The organism is Vibrio sp. NC2 (genome assembly GCF_025195005.1).
Classification (GTDB): domain Bacteria; phylum Pseudomonadota; class Gammaproteobacteria; order Enterobacterales; family Vibrionaceae; genus Vibrio; species Vibrio splendidus.
Genome location: NZ_JANVFC010000003.1, coordinates 259,146 through 279,852 on the forward strand (window position 1 = coordinate 259,146; position 20,707 = coordinate 279,852).

Sequence of the window (20,707 nt, forward strand, 5' to 3'; positions counted from 1 at the left end):
ACGAAATCTAGCAGCCTTTATGCCCAACCAGTTAGTCCTAAATCAAGGCTTATGACCTTTATTTCAGGGCTTGTGTCGGTTTTTTGAAGCCTGTCGCAGCTATATTAAACCCATTGCGGTGAGTGCAAAAATACCTAGTGTGCAAGTGATAAGAGAAACAACGGTCGTGAGCGCGATGATGTTAGCCGCCAGGGTTGAATTTCCTCCCATTGCACGAGCCATAACATAGCTTGCCGCTGCCGTTGGTGCCGCGCTCATCAAGAAGATAAGCCCGAGATCGAGCCCTTCAAACCCTAAGTACCCAGCAGCCAATGTAATCAGTAAAGGTGAGGCAATTAACTTGTAGCTAGAGGCGAACCACGTCGACAACTTTTCTTGTTTGAGCGAGCTAATATCCAGCGACCCGCCAGTACAGAGCAGGGCTAAAGGTAATGTCATATTGGCAAAGTATTGCCCAGCGTCAGCCACCATTTTTGGAATAGGAATTGAAAGCGCATAGAAGACGACCGCTAAGAAAATAGCGATGATCAACGGGTTTTTGGTGATGGACTTGACGATTACTTTAATGGCTTTAGCGCCGGTGTCTTTGCCTTTGGGTGTCAGTGCAATCACAGCTTGAATGTTATACAGCACGGTTAGGGATGCGACATAGATAGCCGCCAATGCCACACCTTGGTTGCCATAGATATTAGCCACATAGGCGAGGCCGATGATCGCGGTATTAGCGCGGAATCCACCTTGGACAATCACACCTTGATCTTTCGAACCTTTAAATACTAATTTGGTTGAGAAAATCGTGAACAAGAAAAAGATAAAATTTGCGATGACGCCAAACGCCACTAACGCGCTACTGGCTGAAAAATTGTGATTTGATTGAACAATACTAAGAAATAGCATTGCTGGTAAGGTGACTTGAAATACGACCTTAGATGCGACATCAATGAAATTGTCATTGATTAAGCCGATTCGCTTGAGCATCACACCGAGAAACAGCATTAAACAGATAGGGCCTGTTACTGACGCCGAAAACGCAAACTGTTCCCAAAGTGTGTTCATTCTTTTTCCTTTGTTAGTCGATTTCAATTTCCTTTGAATACTGTCGCATTTTTCCACAATTCTTTGATAATACAAAATGAATACCAAGGGTTAAGTAAAAAACTTGAAAAAAAGTACGAACGTGCTAAAAATAAAGCATCAGATTTATTATTGGTGAATAATGAGCAAAGGAAAGATAACTAAAGAGTATATTTTGAGCCATGCATTTGCACTTGCGAGTGAGAATGGTCTTGAGAGTTTGACGATTGGCGAATTAGCCAAGCAGTGTGGTATGTCTAAGAGTGGATTGTTTGCGCATTTCAATTCTAAAGAGAACCTGCAACTCTCTGTACTCGAATATTCCAACGCCATATTCACTGAAAGAGTCATCATTCCGGCGAGAGAGTTGGGCGACGGTGATATTGAAGCCAAGCTTAAACAACTGCTCGATAACTGGCTGGGCTGGAACCACTCGTTCCAAGGCAGCTGCATGTTTATTGATGCTTGGAAAGATGCAGGCAGCGAAACCTCTGTGATTCAGAAGGCACTGCAGAAAACCATTTCAGTGTGGATTGATTACTTGACGATTCAGGTAGCAAAAGCGGTTGAGAGCAAACAGTTCAGGGCTGATTTAGACCCTAAGCAGGCAACTTTTGAGTTATATGGTCTGTATTTAAGTGCGAACTTGTTTTACTCATTGCGAGGGCAGCAAGCGAGCCATACTCATTTTTGGAGTGGTGTTGAGCGCTTGGTCGCTAGCTGGAAAGCGGTTTAATACATACAGCAGGTTAACTCGCAAATCATGTGAGTCTTGCTGAGGTAAGGTTTACAACAAAATTTTAGAGAAGTGGTGGTAAGCGATGATAAATCGCAGTAGCGCCATTTTTTATATCTACAAATAGCACGGTCGTTCGATTTTTAGGGCCGAGCTCGATCCGCCAATAATGATGGCGATACAAGGAACGGTCATGAGTGACAAAATCTATTTCAATACATCGAACAAATTCAGCTTCAAGCGTAGCTTGATTGGCGCTACAACCAATCTGCACTACATTTTAGCGCCGAGCCACGCAAAGAAAACGGCACGTAAACTGCTGCTCACTCCGATGCGTACCGAGCAAAAGAATGCCGATCCAAAAGGTTTGATTAAAAGTGAAATCAAAGGTCGTGACGGTGTATTGAAGACATACTCTCTGGGTACGGGCCCCGTTTGGGTGCTGACCCATGGTTGGTCTGGCACCGCGAGTCAGTTTTTCCCTCTGATGGAGCATATTGCTGCTAATGGTTTTACGGCCTTGGCTTACGATCATCCTGCTCATGGTGGCAGTGATGGCGTACATGGTCATATCCCAGCGTTTGTGAATGGTTTGGAAGCTGTTCTAGATTCGGTGGGGGAAGTGGCAGGTTTGGTCGGTCACAGTATGGGTACCGCTTCTGCGTTGGAGTGTAAGCACGTTAAACTAGAAAACAAACCTTTGTTGCTCATTGCACCTGTGTTGGATTATCTAGAAAACCTATTTGGTAGCGTTGCGCGTTCTGGTTACTCAATGAAGTTGTTTGAGGCGGTCGTGGGCGAAGTGGAAGAGCAGTTTAACTACCCAATTCAGTCTGTTGATCCCTATGGAAAGCTAGCGCTTCGTGAGTCTCAGACGATCATTGTTCATGACGAGCAAGACAAGTTTACTAAGTTTGATGTGTCTCAGCGTGCTGCTAATGAAATGGGTCGCGTTACCTTGATTGCGACTCAAGGGCAGGGGCACGGGCGAGTAATGAAGTGTCCACAAGTATTCGAGAGCTTTGATAACTTAATTGGCTAAGTCTAATACCAATCGTAGTAAATAACTGTTCACCCTAGCTTGTTAAAAATCTCGATAACGTCGTTAGATTTTTTGATTGTAGAATAACTACTCATCGAAACTATTTATTGAAAAGAGCAGCCTTGTTCTCAAGCTTTTTTCCTGCGCTATTTTTGAACACTTGCTTACTGTGATTGGTATAACGAGCGCAAGTCAGTAGGACGCCAGTAAAAAGATCGTAAGCTCAAAGCTCAGAAAACATAAATAAAAAGGCCAACCAGACAGTATCTGGTTGGCCTTTGTTTTAGGGATTTAGTTGATGCTTAGTCAGTATCTAACTAAGCACTATTTTTAGTTAGCAGCTTGCAGGACCGATCTCTTTCCACACGCCCCACTGGCCTGTCGTTGTTGGATCTTCACCTGTTGTCCACCATTTCGCTTCCCAAACCTTACCGCCTTGAGTTACTTGGTCGCCGCCAGTGTAGACCGCACTTGAATCCCAAGCGTTAGTACACGTACCGCCGCCTGTGGTTTTCTTAAGAACGTTCACTGATGCAGCAGCGACTGATGTATCTGTACCATCGCTGACCGATACAGAGAAGTTCAGCGTCGTATCTTGCGTGTATTCCGCCGCGACAAAGCTCACTGAAGAACCTTGAACCGTTGCATCAATACCAGCAGGTACATCCCATGTGAAGGTCAATGTGTCTTGGTCAGCATCGCTCGAAGCCGAAGCATCAACCACGACTACGTCACCCGCATTAACTTCAGCTGGAGCTGAAACAACCGCGACCGGAGCTGTGTTTACTGGACCTGTGTCTTTAGGGCTTACTGTTACAACAACGGTGTCAGTTGCAGTAGCACCTTCGTTGTCAGTTACCGTTAGGCTGAACGTTAGTACTTCTTGTTGAGCGACTTCAACCACATCGAAGCTTGCAACAGCCGCATTAGCGTTCGCCAGCGTTACTGTCGTACCACTTACTTGTGACCAAGCGTAGCTCGCAATCGTGCCGTCGCTGTCTTTTGAAGCGCTACCGTCTAGAGAAACAGAAGCTGGGCCTTCAACCGATTGGTCTGCACCCGCTGCAGCTGTTGGCTTGCGGTTGACAGGAACTGTTGTTCCGCCCGCTAGGCCTTCATGCATTGCGTTGAGGATGTCGCCGTTATCTGCATCAATTTCCCAAGAGAATAGACCCGCAAGGCCAAGGCTACGAACGTACGCGCCTTTTGCTTTTACTGAGCGGTCATCATCAAATGTGATCAGCTTGCCCGAAGTACGGTTCCAAACGTAAGGCGCTTCTGCCATTTCGTCGTAACCATATTCAAAGCCGTTGATGCCTTGGTTGTTTGCACCAAGCATGTTCGCTTTAATGCCTTTGTAGTCAATAACGCCATCTTCCCATACACCTTGTGCTGAGCTACCGGTTAGTTTGCCATTACCCACGCCTGTCATTGGATCGCTTGGATCTGAAAGTGATGATGGTAATACGCCTTCCCAACCACGACCGTACATCGCTGTACCAACCACAAGTTTGTTCGCTGGAACACCTTGTTCAAGCAGCAATTGGATGCCGTTGTCTGTGGTGTAAGCAGGGCCAGTGTACTGTTCGCCATTTTCATCAAGCCCTGTGCCATCACATTGACCAGGACGCATGAAGTTACCGCAGTTGAGTGCTGTTTGGTGACCTAACACGTTGTTCCAACCGCCGTAGAAGTCGTAAGTCATTGCGAAGATGTAATCCATGTATTGGATAGCATCGCCGTAGTTCACGTCTTCAATCTTATCGTGACCAACACCGATCGCTGATGTTAGCTCGTAAGTACGGCCGTTCTCAGCTTCTAGCTCATCTAACATAACGCGCAGCTCTGCCATCAATGCAATGTAAGCAGGGCCGTCATTTACAGGGTCACCAAGATCGGGAGCAGCACCGCCTCCACCTGGGAATTCCCAGTCAATATCGACACCGTCGTAGAACTTCCATGTATTTAGGAACTTCTTAACCGATGCAACGAACGTGTCGCGGTTCGCTTTTGTAGTGAAATCGAAGAACGGGTCAGACAGTGTCCAACCACCAATTGATGGGATGATTTTCAAGTCTGGATTGCGCTGTTTTAGCGCCATCATCATTGCGTAGTTACCCTTGATAGGTGAGCTGTATTCGTGACCAGCTTGCGGGAAACTCTTTTGGAAAGCAGCCCAAGGGTCATGAATCACCACTTCGTAATCGTTTACACCCTGACAGGCTGTCATGAGTGCGTTGTAGCTGTTGCCGCCTACCGATTTTACTGATTCATTAGGACCACAAATTGGGATAAAGCCATAAAGGATATGGGTCAAGTTGTCAGCGGGTAGGTTATCAACCGTGTAATCACGACCATAAATACCCCACTCAACAAAGTAAGTGCCTACTACCGTGTTTGGGTCCGTGTTGTATGACTTGTTGTTCGGATCAACATTCATTGCAAGTGGCGCTAAGTGTGAACCATCGGTATCTGCAATCGTGATCTGAGCGGGAGCACTCTTGGCGCAGCCTGTTTCGTCACACGCCTCGATTTCCATCTGAAATAAGCCGCCTTGGCCGTATTCGAATGAAGCTGTAGTTTGGCTGCCAGTAATAGGGCCAGTGGCCACTTTAACGCCATCGAAGTAGATGTTGTACGTGTTTCCTGACGTTCCGCTCCATTGGTTGAACTTGACGTCGACCTTTGCTTTGTCGTGATATTTAACCATCTGGTTGTAGCCTGATGTGGTTTCCATCGCGAGTTCAATTTTAGAAAACTGCAGGTTGTTGGAACCGTACATGTCGATGCTAGGTGCTGTTGGAGCAGCTAATGCTGTACCAGATAGCGCTAGAGCAATGCTCGCAGCACAGGTATTTATACGAATCATACTTTTTCTCTCATTCCTTGAAGGTTACGAGAACCAAATGGCCCCATAAACGGCTCCAGTCAGTTTTGAAGGAGCTTCCCAATCAGTATTCGAGAGAGTTTTAATTTTATAACTGAAAATAAATCCGTTTTCGATGGACAACTAAAAAATAGTATTTCGTTACAATTCTGTTGCTTAATGAGTGAGAGGCTGAGTCCATGTTTTATAAAATAAAACACCCTTCAGAAGTAAAATCTCATAAGTGAAAATCCACGACATGAAGTTATGAAAAGATGCGACAAATGATAAGAAAATATCGCAAGTTGAAGCAGTATCACAAAGGGAAGTGTGTTGGGTGAGCGGTGCAGATCGGTAGGTAAATATGAAAGTAGTGATGTGGAGAATACTTTTTACGTAGAAGACTATTATTTAGATGACTGTTATTTAGACGACTGAAGAAGACTGAGAAGGGGATTATCTTTTGAATTGCTCTGCTAAGGAAGCGCGTCTTTGTTGCATAACACTGTGGGTATCACCAGCTGCAGTATCCTCGTAGCCTTCTTTAATAAATTGCTGAGATGGTACGCTTGGCTCTAGTCGCTTCAAGCGAGGAGAATCGTAAGTACCACTGATGGTGTAAACGGTGGTTCCAGAGCCTGTGCTAATCGTGACAATCTTGCCATCAAAATCAAACGAGGTAGCAATGAGGCGATGATTCATCATTACACCATTATCTGAAAGTGTCAGGGTATCAGTATTGTAAGGTGGTGCTGCAATCTCTATCCATGTGCCATAGACATTGCTTGGGCTAACAGATTGTTGGTGGGCTTGGTAAGCAAAATAGCCCGCGGTGAGGGCAATCATAAAGCCAGCTAATAGGAAGCTGTAGAGTAACGAGTTGGCAAATAAATCTCTGCTTTTGACCGACTTTTTTGCCATTATTCCTTCATTTTCCCACTGATATTATTTTAGATTCTATTAACTAAAACCTTAGTTTGCAAAAATTGTTATAAGAGTTAGAAGCAGGATCGAATGTTCCAATAAATTTGGTTGCGTTGGCGATTTTTTGCCTGATTCCTTGGTATTTACGTTATCAATGAAAGCGAATTCAAGAAATGCCTAAGCTATGCGTATTTATTTCTTGTAGGACAGTCTCGAATTGGTTAAAACAATTATCACCTAGATTTACGCATAGGCTCATTCGTTGAGTCCAATAATTGCAATTTTGAGATAACAAGGAAGTACAATGATTAAAGAAAACACATACTTTGAAGGTGGCGTTAAGTCGTTAGCGTTTAACCAAGCTGGTGCTGATGTGAGTGTTGGTGTGATGGCGGCTGGCGAATACACGTTCGGTACTGCGGCTCCAGAAAAGATGACCGTTGTTAAAGGTGCTTTAATTGTAAAGCGTGTTGGCGATGATGACTGGACGACATACCAATCTGGTGAGTCTTTTGACGTTGCGGGTGATTCTTCATTCGACTTACAGGTAAAAGAAGCGACAGCTTACCTGTGTGAATATCTGTAACTCGCTTTAAATTCGTTTAATCAGGGAATCGTTTGTCTCTGATTTAATAGAAAAAAACCACGCTCTAGGAGCGTGGTTAAATAAGTGATAGTAACCGGCAGTGGATAGTGTCACTTGTTTTTGCAGTCATCAAATGGATGACCAAATCGTTGTTCGTTGCAAAATCTCTTCAATCTTCAATCTTCAATCTTCAATTCAAATCTCAAAGACAGACATTGGTAAATCAGTAAGTCTCAAATACGCCGTTGTTGTAATCCTGAATCGTCTGTTCAATCTCTTTCATTGAATTCATGACGAACGGACCATAGTGCACAACAGGTTCATTAATCGGTTCACCAGAAAAAACCAGTACACCTGAATCTTCTAAGCTGTCTAAAGAAAGCCATTCAGCTTTGGTGAGCAGGGCAAGCTGACCTTGCTTGATCACTTTGTCGCCAATCTTAATGCTGCCTCGGTACACATAAGTCATGGCATTGTGATTAACATTAGTCCCTAACGTCACTTTTTGCCCAGAATGAGAGCGCCAATCCGCAACGCTTAATGGCACACCTGTTTTCTGCAATGGACCTTGCGCTCGTAAAGCCTCTGAATCATCGTTAGTTTGGTTATGCAGTTCAAACCCACCGGCTATCACTCTCAATAAACCACGTTGTTCGCTTTGGTGCTCTGTAATGCTTTCACTCTGGAAGTCGTGATATTGCGCGGGCAGCATTTTGTGTGACGCAGGCTGATTTATCCAAATCTGAAAGCCATGCAGTGCGCCTTCTTCCATCATTGGCATTTCGCTGTGAATAACACCACGACCTGCGGCCATCCACTGCGCGCCACCGCTGCGTAGCTCTCCAACATTCCCCATGTGGTCTTTGTGTTGGAAGTGACCTTGGAGCATGTAAGTGAGCGTTTCTATCCCACGGTGAGGGTGTGGAGGAAAGCCTCCAACATAGTCTTTGCTTTCATCCGACTTAAGTTCATCAATCATCAAAAATGGAGAGAAACGCGTGTTATTGAAGCCAGCGAGTCTTTGGATTTTGACGCCATCACCATCGGAGGTGGCATGTGCTGCAATCACATGATCTACTGTTCTTACACTCGTCATTTTGAAATCCTCATAAACTTGAATAGCTGTAGTTTATGTAATTTGATTTTAAAAGAAGATGGCATAGCGTTGAGTGACTTATTCGAAAATTTTGAACAGGTAACAATAATTTTGAACAGGTAACAATATGAAATTATGTCTATACTCAATATAGAGTAGACCGCCAAGGAGGCCGCTATGGCAGTACAGCAAAAACATGGCGAAAGGCAAGGTCGGATGGGCTTTGATAACGACTTTACAACGGAGCAGGGGCAGCGTTTTACCGAGGTTGCGAACAGCGCGGTTAAACGTCGCGTAAAAAAACGTGCGATTGAAGCACCGTTTATTCAGTCGGCTAAGCAAGCTGCTTTTAAAACGGTAGTGAGACCTAGAGGCAATAACCCAAACCGAACACGACAAGTCGTATGGATGATTATGATCGGGTTAGTGAGCCTATGGCTTATGTATATGGCAGGTTAGTGCGTTTAGCCGTCAGCGATATTAATGGTTAACGTTGACGCGTTTTTAACAGCGTAACATTGTTCCCTTCGACTTTTGCTTCAAGACAATCTTCAAGCTCAGATGAATCCGATTCTGAGAAGGTTAGGTTCGTCGGTAGTTCTTCGATCAATGTCGATACTGGATTGTCGTGATAATAAGCGTATCGGTTTTTTCCTGAATGCTTGGCAACATACATCGCTTTATCAGCACATCTCGTCAGTTCATGTAGCTCTTGAGCATCTTGCGGATACAAAGACACCCCAACACTGAGCGTCAATTCCTTGATTCTCTCGTTTGTCTGGCAACCACTTTCGAATAACCCACAAATCCTATCTAAAATACCGTCTAGATCTTTACGAGTTGGTACATCGTAGAGCATCAAAACAAACTCGTCGCCAGCAAAGCGCGCAATCGAATAGTCGTATTCATGGCTTTTTCTGTCTCTGGTTCGAATGTTGTTACTCAAGCGATTAGCAAAGTGCTGTAAGACACTGTCTCCTACGTCGTGCCCGTAGCTGTCGTTAATGCCTTTAAAGTCATCAATATCTAAGAAGACTAATGCCGTAAGTGATCGCTCACTATCCACTGTCGCAAGCTTTTCTACAGCCCAGCGCTCAAAGCTCCAACGGTTGGCCAATCCGGTAAGTTGGTCTCTGTAGGCCAGATCTTCAATGCCTTCTTTATAAAGGCGTTGGATATAACTGACGGCTTTTGTGTAGTAATAAGCGGATGTGTGACACACCAAGCTCATAGTAAACAGGCTAAGAATAAACCGATGTGTGCTGTTAAATGGCAGAGAAAAGTTATTGGGCATTGCCGTAATCAAGGTGCTGATAAACAAACAAAATGAGGTGCTAAAGATGATTCCAATTCTGAAGTCATTGATAAAAATCACCGCCGCCAGAATAGGGTAGAGCCAAAGAATTCGGTCAGGAATGGCGTGACTGTACAAAAATAGGATGACCCCTTGAACCAGTAAAACACCGCTCAGGATCAATTCTGAATACTCAGGGTTAATGACTTTTCTTACGTAAAATGCATTGGAGATAGCGATCAGTGCAAAACACAATTCGAAAACCGACAGTGTGTAATGTTGGCCTTGGAAGTAAGCCCAAGTGTAGAAAATGAATAACGCAGCGGCAGTCAGTGAAAAGGAGTGGACAATTTTTTGCTTGCGGGTGGACCGTATGTCCGCCATTTCTTCTAGGTGTCTGCCGACGAGCCTTTTCATGTGATTTGTGCCAAAGATTTTGATAATGGAGTTAATAGTAGATTAGATAATAAGCTACGCGGAGATTTAGAGGGCTATTTAGTGTGATTGTTATCAAGGTTTTATATTAAAAACTAATCAACCGATAATAAATAGTGATGTGTATCACTGATGGCGCAAGCTTGTCCGAGAGTGAGATAATCAAGGTTCGAGTTGGCAAAAGCGATTTAGTTATTATCTACTTGCTTTCCAATGATTTACTCAACATAGTTTGTATATAGCTAAATGCTTGTAGATAGCTAAATGCTTGTAGATAGCTAAATGTTTATAGATACCTAAATTTGATAGAGGCTCATTATGTTAATTACCTTTAGTTGCAAGGCTCATGCTAGCGTCACGATGTTTGGTGAGGTAGGTCTTCAGTTCATTAAGATGCTTGGACATAGTGGCGCGATCCCAGGAGCCATTGATGCTTCAGCGGTCCCTCAAGCACTAAACAACTTACGTGCTGCGATCGCCGCTGAGCAGAGCAAACCGGTAGAGCAAGAAAATGCGGATGACGACAATGAAGAAGAGGTTGTTGAAGCGCCTGTTAATATCGGTAGCCGAGCTTTTCCGCTAGTCGAACTATTGAAAGCAGCTATCAAAGATGAATGCGAAGTGATGTGGCAAGACGGCAGCGGTAAACGACTGTAGTTCGATTCGCGCAAAGCGTAACAAGCCTATCGAATCTATTTTAATAGGAATGAATGTTGAGCCAGTATCGGGTATACCATGGAGTTTGATGGCGATGAATCGACACTGGCGCTTTTTTTAGGCGAAGTGTTTCACTTGTGTCTGTTCGTTTACAAAGTTCATCAGCCTTGAAATGAGTAACTTTTGTTATCGTAATATCAATACATAACAGACCGTAAACAAAGTGATGCTGTTCACGCTTTCTTGACTCCCAATTCCGAACTAAGAATTTTTCCTAGTTATTCTAAGACCCTCTCTCATGCGGTCGATTTTTAGACTCCTTATTATTTCACGGTCAACTAACAAAGAATGCATGGTCGCAATTATGCCGTGCAGACCTCATAAATAATAAGAGAGTTCACAATGTTAAAGTTCCTAGATCAGGTTCGAAAACCGACACTGGATCTTCCGATCGAAACCAGAAGAAAAATGTGGTTTAAACCCTTCCTACAATCTTACCTAGTCGTGTTCATTGGTTATCTAACCATGTATTTGATCCGTAAGAACTTCAATGTCGCGCAAAACGACATGATTTCTACTTATGGGTTATCAATGACGGATCTAGGTCTTATCGGTCTTGGTTTCTCAATTACTTATGGTATTGGTAAAACCGTCGTTTCCTATTACGCCGATGGTAAAAATACCAAACAGTTCCTGCCATTCATGCTTGTCCTTTCTGGTATTGCCATGTTGGGCTTCAGCTTCAGTATGGGTGGCGGCAGCGCTAGCTTATTCATGATGGTTGCCTTCTACGCATTGAGTGGTTTTTTCCAAAGTACGGGTGGCCCTTCAAGTTACTCAACGATCACTAAATGGACGCCTCGTAACAAGCGTGGTTCATATTTAGGTCTTTGGAACATGTCACACAACGTGGGTGGTGCAGGTGCTGCTGGTGTTGCGTTGTTTGGTGCAAATTACCTATTTGATGGCAACGTTGTTGGTATGTTCGTTTTCCCATCTATCATCGCGATTGTGGTCGGCTTTATTGGCATGCGTTTTGGTAATGATTCTCCAGAAGCATACGGCCTAGGTACGGTTGAAGAGTTGTTTGATGAAGAAATTAGCGAAGAAGATACTATCGCTGAAGAAAATCAAATGACCAAGAAAGAGATCTTTGTTGAATACATTCTAAAAAACAAAGTGATCTGGTTACTCTGCTTCGCGAATATCTTTTTATACATTGTTCGTATCGGTATCGATCAATGGTCTACCGTTTACGCGTATCAAGAGCTAGGTCTATCAAAGGAAACGGCGATTTCAGGTTTCACTCTGTTTGAAGTCGGTGCTCTGGTTGGCACATTGATGTGGGGTTATTTATCAGACCTTGCGAACGGACGTCGTGCTTTAGTTGCTTGTGTATCGCTTGGATTGATTATTGTCTCTCTAGAGTTCTACCAAAATGCAACGAGTGAGTTCATGTACCTAGCGTCACTATTCGTACTGGGCTTCCTAGTGTTCGGTCCTCAACTGTTGATTGGTGTTGCTGCGGTAGGTTTTGTACCTAAGAAAGCAATCAGTGTTGCTGACGGCGTGAAAGGCACATTTGCTTACCTAATTGGTGACAGCTTTGCCAAACTTGGCCTAGGTATGATTGCGGATGGAACGCCAATTTTTGGCTTAACGGGTTGGAAAGGGACATTCGCAGCACTCGATACGTCAGCTGCCATTTGTATCGTGTTATTGCTATTCGTTGCGGTTGCGGAAGAGAAGAAAATTCGTCACGCGAAGAAGATGCACCTAGCGGCTCAAAACGCGTAATTATTATCACGTGCTTTATTTGATTAAAGCACGTGAGATCATACCAATCGCTAGTTCGATTCAGTATCATCTCTATCAATAAACTTAATATTAAATAGCTCCTGTCGGGGCTATTTTTCTTTCTTACTCTTAATTCTGGTTAATATCATGATTAATGTTGCGCTTGTTGATGACCACGTCATTGTTCGTTCGGGCTTTGCTCAATTACTCAGTCTTGAAACTGATATTACGGTCGTGGGTGAATTTAACTCTGCGGCAGAAGCGCGCCTCGGATTGCCAAGTTGTCACCCTGATGTCGTTATCTTGGATATTTCAATGCAGGATGAAAGTGGCTTGAGCTTATTGGAAGAAATTCCATCAGGCATTGCCAGTATCATGCTGAGCGTACATGACTCTCCGGCAATGGTTGAGAAGTCATTAGAGTTAGGAGCTAAAGGCTACCTCAGTAAGCGCTGTAGCCCAGATGAGTTAATCCAAGCCGTACATACGAGCGCAAATGGTGGCTGTTATCTCACGCCCGATATCGCTATAAAGCTTGCGACACCCATGAAGAATAAAGCCTCTTTAAACCAACTCACCCGCCGAGAAAGCGAAGTGTGTCAGTTATTGGCAACAGGGCTCGATGTGAAATCTATCGCCGTTGAGCTAGGGGTTAGTCATAAAACGGTGCATGTACACCGTGCCAATGCGATGGACAAACTCAATGTTAAGAACAACGTTGAGTTAGCTAAATTGTTCACTCAAGATCAGTACTAATGCGCTCCTATCTAGCCACTTCACTATGTGGGGTTTTTATGGCTGGCTGTGCATGGTTTTGTTTATGGGTTATTGCCTTCTATTTTATTAATGACCCTGAGTTAGCCATTCTGCTTTTCCCATTCTCACTTCGATTGGGAATGACGCTGCACACTCGCACTCACTATTGGCCTGCTATCTATATTGCAGAGTGGGGACTTGCGATCGCGTTAGCGTTATTGCTTGATGAACCCCAATGGCTGACCATACTAGTCGCCAGTGGATTAAGTATTCCTGCCACTCTATTTGCCAAGCGTTATTACTATGGTGATCAAAATCGTCACTTGTTAGTGATGGCGAGCTTAATCATGGTTACCGCATTAATTAACGTTGCCGTGGTGGGTTCTCATGTTCCAGCCGTTTACATGGTGTGGTTAGCGAGTATCACGGGTGGATTGATGCTGGTACCTATGTGTTATCTGGTCTGGAACTATCTATTCCAAAATAAGTGGGCGCCACTGAGCTCTTACTTAATCCATAATGTTGTAGAGTTCAAAATCCGTCACATCGCTTTATACAGTGTGTTGCTGGTGGCCAGTATTTTGATACAAACCAGCTTGCCTGATGAACTAAGGCGCTTCGCCCCATTTTGTATGGCGATCCCTATTATCTTGCTGGCCGTACGTTACGGATGGCAAGGCGCTTTACTGGCGACCCTGTTAAACAGTGTTGCGCTGATTGCTGCTCATAGCGGAACGTCCAAACTCGAAATTACCGACTTACTCTTGTCTCTATCGGCTCAAACTATTACCGGTATATTGCTGGGCCTTGCGGTTCAAAAGCAGAAAGATCTCAACTCCAAATTGCGAAGCGAGCTTTCCAGAAACCAAAACCTTTCACGCCAGCTAATAACAGCTGAAGAGTCGGTTCGTCGTGATATTGCGCGTGAGCTGCATGATGAAATTGGCCAAAACATCACGGCAATTCGTACGCAGGCAAGCATTATTAAACGTGTCGATGCGGCTGAGATGAGCGTTCGCTGTGCGGGGACGATTGAGTCATTGTCTTTGAATGTTTATGACACCACCAAACGCCTACTTACAAAACTAAGACCTAAGATGTTGGACGATCTTGACCTAAAAGATTCCGTGGAACAGCTTATTCGAGAGATGGAGTTTTCGGATCACGGCGTTGATATCCAGTTAAATTGGCAAGGTGATTACTCGTGTTTGAGTGACACGCTCAAGGTCACTATCTTCAGGCTGTGCCAAGAATCTCTAAACAATGCCTCTAAATACGCCAACGCGAGCGAAATCAGAATTGAACTGATTCTAAATGATCAGGCTTATCTTCGGATCTCAGACAATGGCGTTGGTTTTACAGCGCAGGACCTTCTCAAAGGAATGGGGGTTCGTGGTATGCAAGAGCGTGTTCAGGCGCTCGGTGGCAAGATGACAATCAACGCTAATGGCTCATCTTCGGGTACCAATATCAGCGTTACATTACCTAAAGTGTGAGAACGAATATGTTTGGATTTCTGCGCTCGACAACGTCAAAGAGTGATGCTCTAACTGATGATGAGATCAATCAGAGTTATCGCTACTGGCGCCTCCACATCATGATAGGAATGTATGTCGGCTATGCGGGTTTTTACTTCACTCGTAAAACCTTTAATTATGCCGCGCCAGCCATGATCACCGACCTTGGTTTGGACAAAGGCGATATCGGCTTAATTGGCACGCTCTTTTATCTTTCTTATGGCTTATCTAAGTTTATCTCAGGCACGATATCGGATCGGTCGAACCCGCGTTACTTCATGGGGCTCGGCCTAATCGCGACAGGTTTGATCAATATCGCGTTTGGTTTTTCTAGTTCGTTGGCTGCTTTTATCTCGCTTTGGGTGCTTAATGCATGGTTCCAAGGTTGGGGCTGGCCATCGTGTTCTAAGTTATTGACGACTTGGTATTCTCGCTCCGAAAGAGGCTTTCGCTGGGCTATATGGAATACAGCACACAACGTTGGTGGGGCGCTAATTCCTATTCTCGTGGGTTATCTAACGCTGCAATTCAGTTGGCGAGCTGGGTTTATCTGGCCAGGTGTGATTGGTGTATTTATCGGTCTTATCGTTTGCTGGCGCTTACGTGACAAGCCCACCACCATGGGACTCCCGACGGTAGGGAAGTGGCGCAGTGACCATCTAGAGTTGGCGCAAGAGAACCATGGACAAGGGTTAAGCTATCGAGAAATATTGAAAACCTATGTGTTTAGCAATAAGTACATTTGGTTGCTCGCCTTTAGCTATGTGCTGGTTTACATCGTAAGAACGGCGGTCAACGACTGGGGTAACTTATACCTAACCGAAGAACACAATTACAGTTTGATAAACGCCAACGCTGCCTTGTCTCTGTTTGAGATTGGCGGTTTCGTTGGTTCACTTGTTGCTGGGTGGGGCTCGGATAGGCTGTTTGGTGGCAACCGCGGTCCAATGAACATCTTGTTTGCCATCGGAATATTTCTTTCAGTTTCTGCATTGTGGTTGATGCCTTTAACCAACTTTGTGTTTCAAGCGGCTGGGCTGTTTTGTGTCGGCTTTTTTGTTTTTGGTCCTCAAATGCTTATTGGCATGGCGGCGGCAGAATGCTCGCACAAAGACTCTGCTGGGGCGGCGACAGGTTTTGTTGGCTTGTTTGCTTACATGGGTGCAGCACTTTCTGGTTACCCATTAGCGCTCGTTCTAGAAACCTACGGTTGGAGTGGGTTCTTCATTACCATCTCTACTTGTGCTGCGGTCATCGGGTTACTGCTACTGCCTTTCTTACAAGCTCAATCACCTCAGAAAAGTGCAGAGGCTCGCTCTGGCTTTTAAGGGGCTTCTTCGTCAATAAGATAGCTGCTAATGGTCCTCTGGTTATTGTGCAGCTATCCTATCTTCAGCGTTTTTTATACGTAGCATTCAAATGTGACTCTTTTCACGCTTTTCATCGTTCTCACCCGTTTCTAAGAATTTTTCCTATTGCGTCTAAGACCTCATCTCATGTGGGTTCTAGCTGCTCTCTGTAGTCTTTCTAATTATTTACGTTATTAGAATCAGCTCTCTGAATTGTGTTCAAAGGGCTCACTACGGAAAACGCCATGTCACTCAGCCACTTCTCAGAACACTCATTTTTCCCAATGGAAAACACCATCCAAAATTATGCATGGGGGAGCATTTCTTCGATACGTGAGCTGTTTGGCTTTAAGAATGAGTCACAAGAGCCGCAAGCGGAAGTTTGGATGGGAGCGCATCCAAAAGGTTGCTCAATGGTTAAGCTTGACCAGCACTTGGTGCCTCTCTCTGAGCTGATTAACAAGAATAAACCGGCTTATTTATCTATTGATATTGCGCAGGAGTTCGGTGAGCTGCCGTTCTTGTTTAAGATCTTGGCTGCAGAAAAAGCGTTGTCTGTTCAGGTTCACCCAAACAAGCGCCAAGCTGAAATTGGCTTTGCGAGAGAGGAACAGGCAAGCATTCCTCTGACCGCAGGGCATCGTAATTACAAAGACTCGAACCACAAACCTGAATTGGTTTACGCGATCACTGAATACCAAGCGATGAATGGCTTTCGAGAATTCGATGAAATATTAGGTCTGTTCAGAAAGTTGGATTCGAGCGAGCTGGCTAATTTGGTTGAAGAGTTTGGCAACCACCTTGATTCTCTAGGCTTAGAAGCATTTTTCCGAGATCTGCTAACGTTGAATGACCAACGTAAACACCGAGCATTAGAGCAACTTCTGACTTACGCAGCATCTCATCAAGACCAAGCTGAGTTTGCTTTGGTTACTGAGCTTAGCCAGCAATATCCGAACGATATCGGTCTGTTTTGTGTTCTTCTGCTTAACTTGATCACACTGAAGCCAGGTGAAGCTATGTATTTGAATGCGAACACTCCGCATGCTTACATTAAGGGAACCGGGCTTGAGATTATGGCAAATTCAGACAACGTGCTCCGAGCCGGTTTAACGCCAAAACACATTGATGTCGCTGAGTTAGTCGCCTGCACAAAATTCACGCCAATTCCGTTCGAACGCTTGTTGTTAGCGCCCTCAAAACTGGGTCAATGTGATAGTTATGATATTCCTGTCAGTGATTTTGATTTCAATATCTTTCATCGCCCTCATCAAGAAGAAGTCATCACAAGCGGTGCTGAAATTTTAATGGCGATAGACGATGATTTAACGTTAATGAGTCAGAAAGGTGAGCATTTAACCCTTACTAAAGGGCAATCGGTATTTATCCCAGCCTATATTGGCCATTATGAATTGAGCAGCAACGGGCGAGTGGCTAGGGCGTTTAATTAGGGGAATAGCTGTCGTCTAACATTAGAAAGCTTTCGGGCTTTGGGTATGCGGTAAAGTCGTAGAGATATTAGTAAGAATGAACATTTCATAACAATAAGAGCTCTTCGAATCAGAAAACAAACGTTTTCATAGGTTGACTAATAAATGCAAACTGAAACAATAAGTCACATTTATAGAAGTGTGTTGATCTAAAGGAAATTTGATGAGCTCTTATTCTCACGTTCGCAGTTACGCCAGTTTATTCAGTGTCTTATCGTTGGCGGTTACGTCAGCTCCGAGTGCCGCTGATATATCAACAACGCCCGTCATTGGTGGCGTTTTTAGCTCCAGTGAAGTGTTGAAAAATGAGGTGCTTTCAAGCCTAAGTTATTCTGCCAAACTCACTCGTGATGCAGCTCTTTTCACCATTGGTGGCGTTACATTAGATGCGTATATTCTCGCTCTCCCTTTAGATGTCAAAACAAAAGCCAGAGTCGTTGCTCAGTTATCTAACCCGACGTACTCAATTCCTCTGGGTTATTTTCTCTATAGTTATTACGACCGCTATTCAGGCTTGGGCAGTGAAGATGTGTTCAAATCTTACTTGTCGACGGTTTATGATAAGCAGGCGCTAAAGGGCTTTGAACATAGCCTCTATCATGTTGGAGATAAACCAACCTCAGAGCATCACGAGCCAGATACCTCGACTGAAGCAACGGGACATCATGAAGGTATTCGTATCGATGAACAGTTCATTGCTAACATGGTGGTTATCTACGATGCGTTATTCGAAATTGGTGTTTGGCAGGATATGGACACGCTCCCTGCGAATTACACATACTTAACCAATAGCCCAGGAGATCTAGCGATCATCGCTCAGATTCAACCGATCATCGTTGATTTGATCGGTAAAGCGGCATTGGGAATGGATGACGGCGACATGAAGTCTGCAATGTTGGCGATTGCAGAAGATGGTAAACCAGAAAACGCTGATAAGCCGAATAACAAAGCACAAGCTCTTACCATCACGCTTATTGATTTTGTGCGCTTAAACTTGCTGAAAGCCTACCGACAATTTGTGTTTAAAGAAGAACGTGCAGAAGCGCTCGATGATTGGATGCAGCAAGCGTTCAGTGACCAGCCTGATGCGCTCATTCAGTTCTTAGAATCCCAACAGAACAAACGTTTTGCGGTCCAAGTGACTGTCGATGGTTTACAGCAGGGGTTGATCGAAGGCTTGGTCGATGAAGATTCACCTTTCATTTCGGTTGCTTACCAAAATCATAAAAACCGAGCGCAATACAAACCTAAGCTAGAAACGGTGATTGAGCCTGAGCATCAACAGCAGGTGAGGTTCATGGAGGTTCTGTCTGAACAAACCTACCGTGATCCGAATTATCTTCCGTTCTTCAAAAAACTCTATCAAGAGAATCGAAATAATATAAGCCGAGTGGGTATCTCTTCTACTCCGACGATCAGCGTACGCAACCTACCGATCATTAAAACGGGCGCAAAAGTGTCTGGTGATGGTGGTACGGGTATCCCTAATTTCCACTTTGTCGACCGAGAGATCGACCGAGCGTATTACTTCTTCGGTAATGATGCCCTACAGCTGGATGTGTTGATGGCAAACAACAAGGTTCAGACCATGTTTGATCGCCTTGATTACCTGAAAACGTTGAACTGCAACGCCCAATACGATTGGAATGCTCACACGACTTACGACGGGCTGGTAAACCTAGGTTTGGGTGAGTCACTGCGTGATTATGGTGAGAAACGCTGCGTTAAAGAGCTTCAAGAACGTTCAGAAGTCGAAGTGGTTTTGCAAGAAAAGCGTCAAGCCTTGATTGAAGATATTGAGGCGTATCAGTCTATATCTGGCTTTGATTTTTTCACTAAGTTTTCAAAGAGAGCTCAGGTTAAACAGTCGATCACTCAGTTTGCCGAGTTAGATGGAAAAGGGATGCCAGACTACACCTTGGTTTATAACCCATGGCCGGATCACTTCGCGCACTTTACCGGTCCTTTTAGTGACGAAATTCTGATGCCGACTGGAGAGCTTAACCGACTGGACTATTGGATTCGCCAGATTGAAGCGACCTACCGCAGTGCCGACGTTTACGATAAAACGCTATGGGGCATGGCAGGGGATCATGGTTTAACGCCGGTGTTCTACGCGCTTAACCCCGAAAAGCAGGTATTTGAAGGCTTACAAGCAGAGCTAGAGTATCCAATTGTGGTTAAGAAGATATCTTCAGACGAGGGTGAAGGGCCTAAAATCACCAATGCTCTAAGCTACCCAAGCTCGAAGGAATTGGATGTGGTGGTCGCCTCGACTGCCGGTGGTAACTTCATGATGGACTTCTTTAATTCGGCTCAAGGGTGGCAGGTTCAGCCGGTTTACCAAGAACTCACGCAGTGGTCTCCGATTGCAGCGCCAGCTGGTCAGAACATAGACATCATTAATCAGATAGCGCAACGCTTGCCTGAAAGTCTTGATTATATGGTCGTAAGAGAAAGCACATGTGATCAACAACGTTGCGCTATTCGTGTGATTGGCAACCGTGATTTAAAACGGGTCGATGAATTGATCACACGTGAAGGTGACAAGCTTTTCTATGAGTCATTGGAAGACAACCGAGCGCCGATTTTGCTCAATACGCAAAGGTTAAATCCATACCTAGCATCACCAAGCGAAGCTGATTTTTCACAGTATTCTCAATTGGTCGAAAAGTGTATTAACCGAGCGGTTAAGGCGGATGTGGCAACGTGGTGTAGCAGTGCTGAGTGGACTTCATTAACGCAACCAACACCTCGACCAGATTCAGTGAATCAACTGGCTAATATCTACCTTGAAGATAGGGCTGGCACGGTTAACTTGTTCCCTAAAGCGGGAATTGGCTACAACACCAAGGTACCGGGGCGTCATGCTGGTGAGGATTACTTAGAGAAAGATGCCTTCATCGGATTCTGGGGAGCGCCAATTGGCGATAAGTCTCAGCAACTGAAAATTGAAGCTAACGGATCTTTAGCGCCAACGCTGTTTGAGTATTTGACCGGAGAACCTGTGGTCGAAGGCGAGAACGGTTGGGGTTTCCCGTCGTTGATTGAGAAATTAGATATTTCAAGCGCGCGCTAACGTAAACGC

At 44.6% G+C, this 20,707-nt stretch carries 16 protein-coding genes; 11 read left to right on the forward strand and 5 right to left on the reverse strand.

Annotated elements, in window-relative coordinates; all coding sequences use genetic code 11:
- Positions 1-99: 99 nt before the first annotated feature.
- Positions 100-1,056 carry an AEC family transporter gene (locus NX845_RS06575; protein WP_017065068.1) on the reverse strand — a complete coding sequence of 319 codons (957 nt, stop codon included), beginning with the start codon at positions 1,054-1,056 and terminating at the stop codon, positions 100-102.
- Positions 1,057-1,216: 160 nt separating this feature from the next.
- Between NX845_RS06575 and NX845_RS06580 the strand changes: the two genes are divergently transcribed.
- Positions 1,217-1,810, forward strand: coding sequence for a TetR/AcrR family transcriptional regulator (locus NX845_RS06580; protein ID WP_004732750.1), 594 nt, complete (start codon positions 1,217-1,219; stop codon positions 1,808-1,810).
- 193 nt (positions 1,811-2,003) lie between these two features.
- Positions 2,004-2,852 carry an alpha/beta hydrolase gene (locus tag NX845_RS06585; protein ID WP_017067239.1) on the forward strand — a complete coding sequence of 283 codons (849 nt, stop codon included), beginning with the start codon at positions 2,004-2,006 and terminating at the stop codon, positions 2,850-2,852.
- A gap of 334 nt (positions 2,853-3,186) precedes the next feature.
- On the opposite strand, the gene NX845_RS06590 is transcribed toward NX845_RS06585, so the two are convergent.
- Both NX845_RS06590 and NX845_RS06595 read right to left on the reverse strand, forming a co-directional pair.
- Entirely contained in the window at positions 3,187-5,721 is a 2,535-nt protein-coding gene (locus tag NX845_RS06590) for a glycosyl hydrolase family 18 protein (RefSeq protein WP_065681010.1), read from the reverse strand.
- Between the two features lie 453 nt (positions 5,722-6,174).
- Positions 6,175-6,639 (reverse strand): DUF2850 domain-containing protein, encoded by a 465-nt coding sequence (locus NX845_RS06595; RefSeq protein ID WP_017092427.1) that lies wholly within the window; start codon positions 6,637-6,639, stop codon positions 6,175-6,177.
- A gap of 307 nt (positions 6,640-6,946) precedes the next feature.
- Between NX845_RS06595 and NX845_RS06600 the strand changes: the two genes are divergently transcribed.
- Positions 6,947-7,228: a pyrimidine/purine nucleoside phosphorylase gene (locus NX845_RS06600; RefSeq protein WP_017089998.1), complete on the forward strand. Its 282-nt coding sequence runs from the start codon at positions 6,947-6,949 to the stop codon at positions 7,226-7,228.
- 223 nt (positions 7,229-7,451) lie between these two features.
- Here the strand turns inward: NX845_RS06600 and NX845_RS06605 are convergent, their stop codons facing one another.
- Complete coding sequence (locus NX845_RS06605; protein WP_017094227.1) at positions 7,452-8,324, reverse strand: pirin family protein; 873 nt, start codon at positions 8,322-8,324, stop codon at positions 7,452-7,454.
- Between the two features lie 177 nt (positions 8,325-8,501).
- Here NX845_RS06605 and NX845_RS06610 point away from each other — a divergent pair, with 177 nt between their 5' ends.
- Complete coding sequence (locus tag NX845_RS06610; protein ID WP_065681011.1) at positions 8,502-8,783, forward strand: hypothetical protein; 282 nt, start codon at positions 8,502-8,504, stop codon at positions 8,781-8,783.
- Positions 8,784-8,811: 28 nt separating this feature from the next.
- On the opposite strand, the gene NX845_RS06615 is transcribed toward NX845_RS06610, so the two are convergent.
- On the reverse strand, positions 8,812-10,002 hold the full coding sequence (locus tag NX845_RS06615) for a GGDEF domain-containing protein (RefSeq protein WP_050546407.1): 1,191 nt from the start codon (positions 10,000-10,002) through the stop codon (positions 8,812-8,814).
- Positions 10,003-10,371: 369 nt separating this feature from the next.
- Between NX845_RS06615 and NX845_RS06620 the strand changes: the two genes are divergently transcribed.
- The 7 genes from NX845_RS06620 (at position 10,372) to NX845_RS06650 (ending at position 20,698) form a co-directional block, all read left to right on the forward strand.
- Positions 10,372-10,710, forward strand: coding sequence for a DUF1840 domain-containing protein (locus tag NX845_RS06620; RefSeq protein WP_017089996.1), 339 nt, complete (start codon positions 10,372-10,374; stop codon positions 10,708-10,710).
- 402 nt (positions 10,711-11,112) lie between these two features.
- The gene (gene uhpT / locus NX845_RS06625; RefSeq protein WP_065681012.1) at positions 11,113-12,507 is read left to right on the forward strand and encodes a hexose-6-phosphate:phosphate antiporter; all 1,395 of its coding nucleotides are present in this window, start codon (positions 11,113-11,115) and stop codon (positions 12,505-12,507) included.
- Between the two features lie 147 nt (positions 12,508-12,654).
- A complete protein-coding gene (uhpA, locus tag NX845_RS06630; protein WP_004732761.1) occupies positions 12,655-13,263 on the forward strand; it encodes a transcriptional regulator UhpA in 609 nt (202 codons plus the stop codon).
- Positions 13,263-14,759 (forward strand): signal transduction histidine-protein kinase/phosphatase UhpB, encoded by a 1,497-nt coding sequence (gene uhpB, locus NX845_RS06635; RefSeq protein ID WP_032555425.1) that lies wholly within the window; start codon positions 13,263-13,265, stop codon positions 14,757-14,759. Before uhpA ends, uhpB begins: the two co-directional genes overlap by 1 nt.
- 8 nt (positions 14,760-14,767) lie before the next feature.
- Positions 14,768-16,108: an MFS transporter gene (locus NX845_RS06640; protein ID WP_065681013.1), complete on the forward strand. Its 1,341-nt coding sequence runs from the start codon at positions 14,768-14,770 to the stop codon at positions 16,106-16,108.
- A 266-nt stretch (positions 16,109-16,374) separates the two neighbouring features.
- Positions 16,375-17,580 (forward strand): mannose-6-phosphate isomerase, class I, encoded by a 1,206-nt coding sequence (manA, locus tag NX845_RS06645; protein WP_102489218.1) that lies wholly within the window; start codon positions 16,375-16,377, stop codon positions 17,578-17,580.
- Positions 17,581-17,782: 202 nt separating this feature from the next.
- The gene (locus tag NX845_RS06650; protein ID WP_065681015.1) at positions 17,783-20,698 is read left to right on the forward strand and encodes an alkaline phosphatase family protein; all 2,916 of its coding nucleotides are present in this window, start codon (positions 17,783-17,785) and stop codon (positions 20,696-20,698) included.
- Positions 20,699-20,707: the final 9 nt, after the last annotated feature.

Coding starts and splice junctions, on each gene's coding strand:
- NX845_RS06575 (WP_017065068.1), bottom strand. CDS start 1,056: ATGAACACACTTTGGGAACAGTTTGCGTTTTCGGCGTCAGTAACAGGC.
- NX845_RS06580 (WP_004732750.1), top strand. CDS start 1,217: ATGAGCAAAGGAAAGATAACTAAAGAGTATATTTTGAGCCATGCATTT.
- NX845_RS06585 (WP_017067239.1), top strand. CDS start 2,004: ATGAGTGACAAAATCTATTTCAATACATCGAACAAATTCAGCTTCAAG.
- NX845_RS06590 (WP_065681010.1), bottom strand. CDS start 5,721: ATGATTCGTATAAATACCTGTGCTGCGAGCATTGCTCTAGCGCTATCT.
- NX845_RS06595 (WP_017092427.1), bottom strand. CDS start 6,639: ATGGCAAAAAAGTCGGTCAAAAGCAGAGATTTATTTGCCAACTCGTTA.
- NX845_RS06600 (WP_017089998.1), top strand. CDS start 6,947: ATGATTAAAGAAAACACATACTTTGAAGGTGGCGTTAAGTCGTTAGCG.
- NX845_RS06605 (WP_017094227.1), bottom strand. CDS start 8,324: ATGACGAGTGTAAGAACAGTAGATCATGTGATTGCAGCACATGCCACC.
- NX845_RS06610 (WP_065681011.1), top strand. CDS start 8,502: ATGGCAGTACAGCAAAAACATGGCGAAAGGCAAGGTCGGATGGGCTTT.
- NX845_RS06615 (WP_050546407.1), bottom strand. CDS start 10,002: ATGGCGGACATACGGTCCACCCGCAAGCAAAAAATTGTCCACTCCTTT.
- NX845_RS06620 (WP_017089996.1), top strand. CDS start 10,372: ATGTTAATTACCTTTAGTTGCAAGGCTCATGCTAGCGTCACGATGTTT.
- uhpT (WP_065681012.1), top strand. CDS start 11,113: ATGTTAAAGTTCCTAGATCAGGTTCGAAAACCGACACTGGATCTTCCG.
- uhpA (WP_004732761.1), top strand. CDS start 12,655: ATGATTAATGTTGCGCTTGTTGATGACCACGTCATTGTTCGTTCGGGC.
- uhpB (WP_032555425.1), top strand. CDS start 13,263: ATGCGCTCCTATCTAGCCACTTCACTATGTGGGGTTTTTATGGCTGGC.
- NX845_RS06640 (WP_065681013.1), top strand. CDS start 14,768: ATGTTTGGATTTCTGCGCTCGACAACGTCAAAGAGTGATGCTCTAACT.
- manA (WP_102489218.1), top strand. CDS start 16,375: ATGTCACTCAGCCACTTCTCAGAACACTCATTTTTCCCAATGGAAAAC.
- NX845_RS06650 (WP_065681015.1), top strand. CDS start 17,783: ATGAGCTCTTATTCTCACGTTCGCAGTTACGCCAGTTTATTCAGTGTC.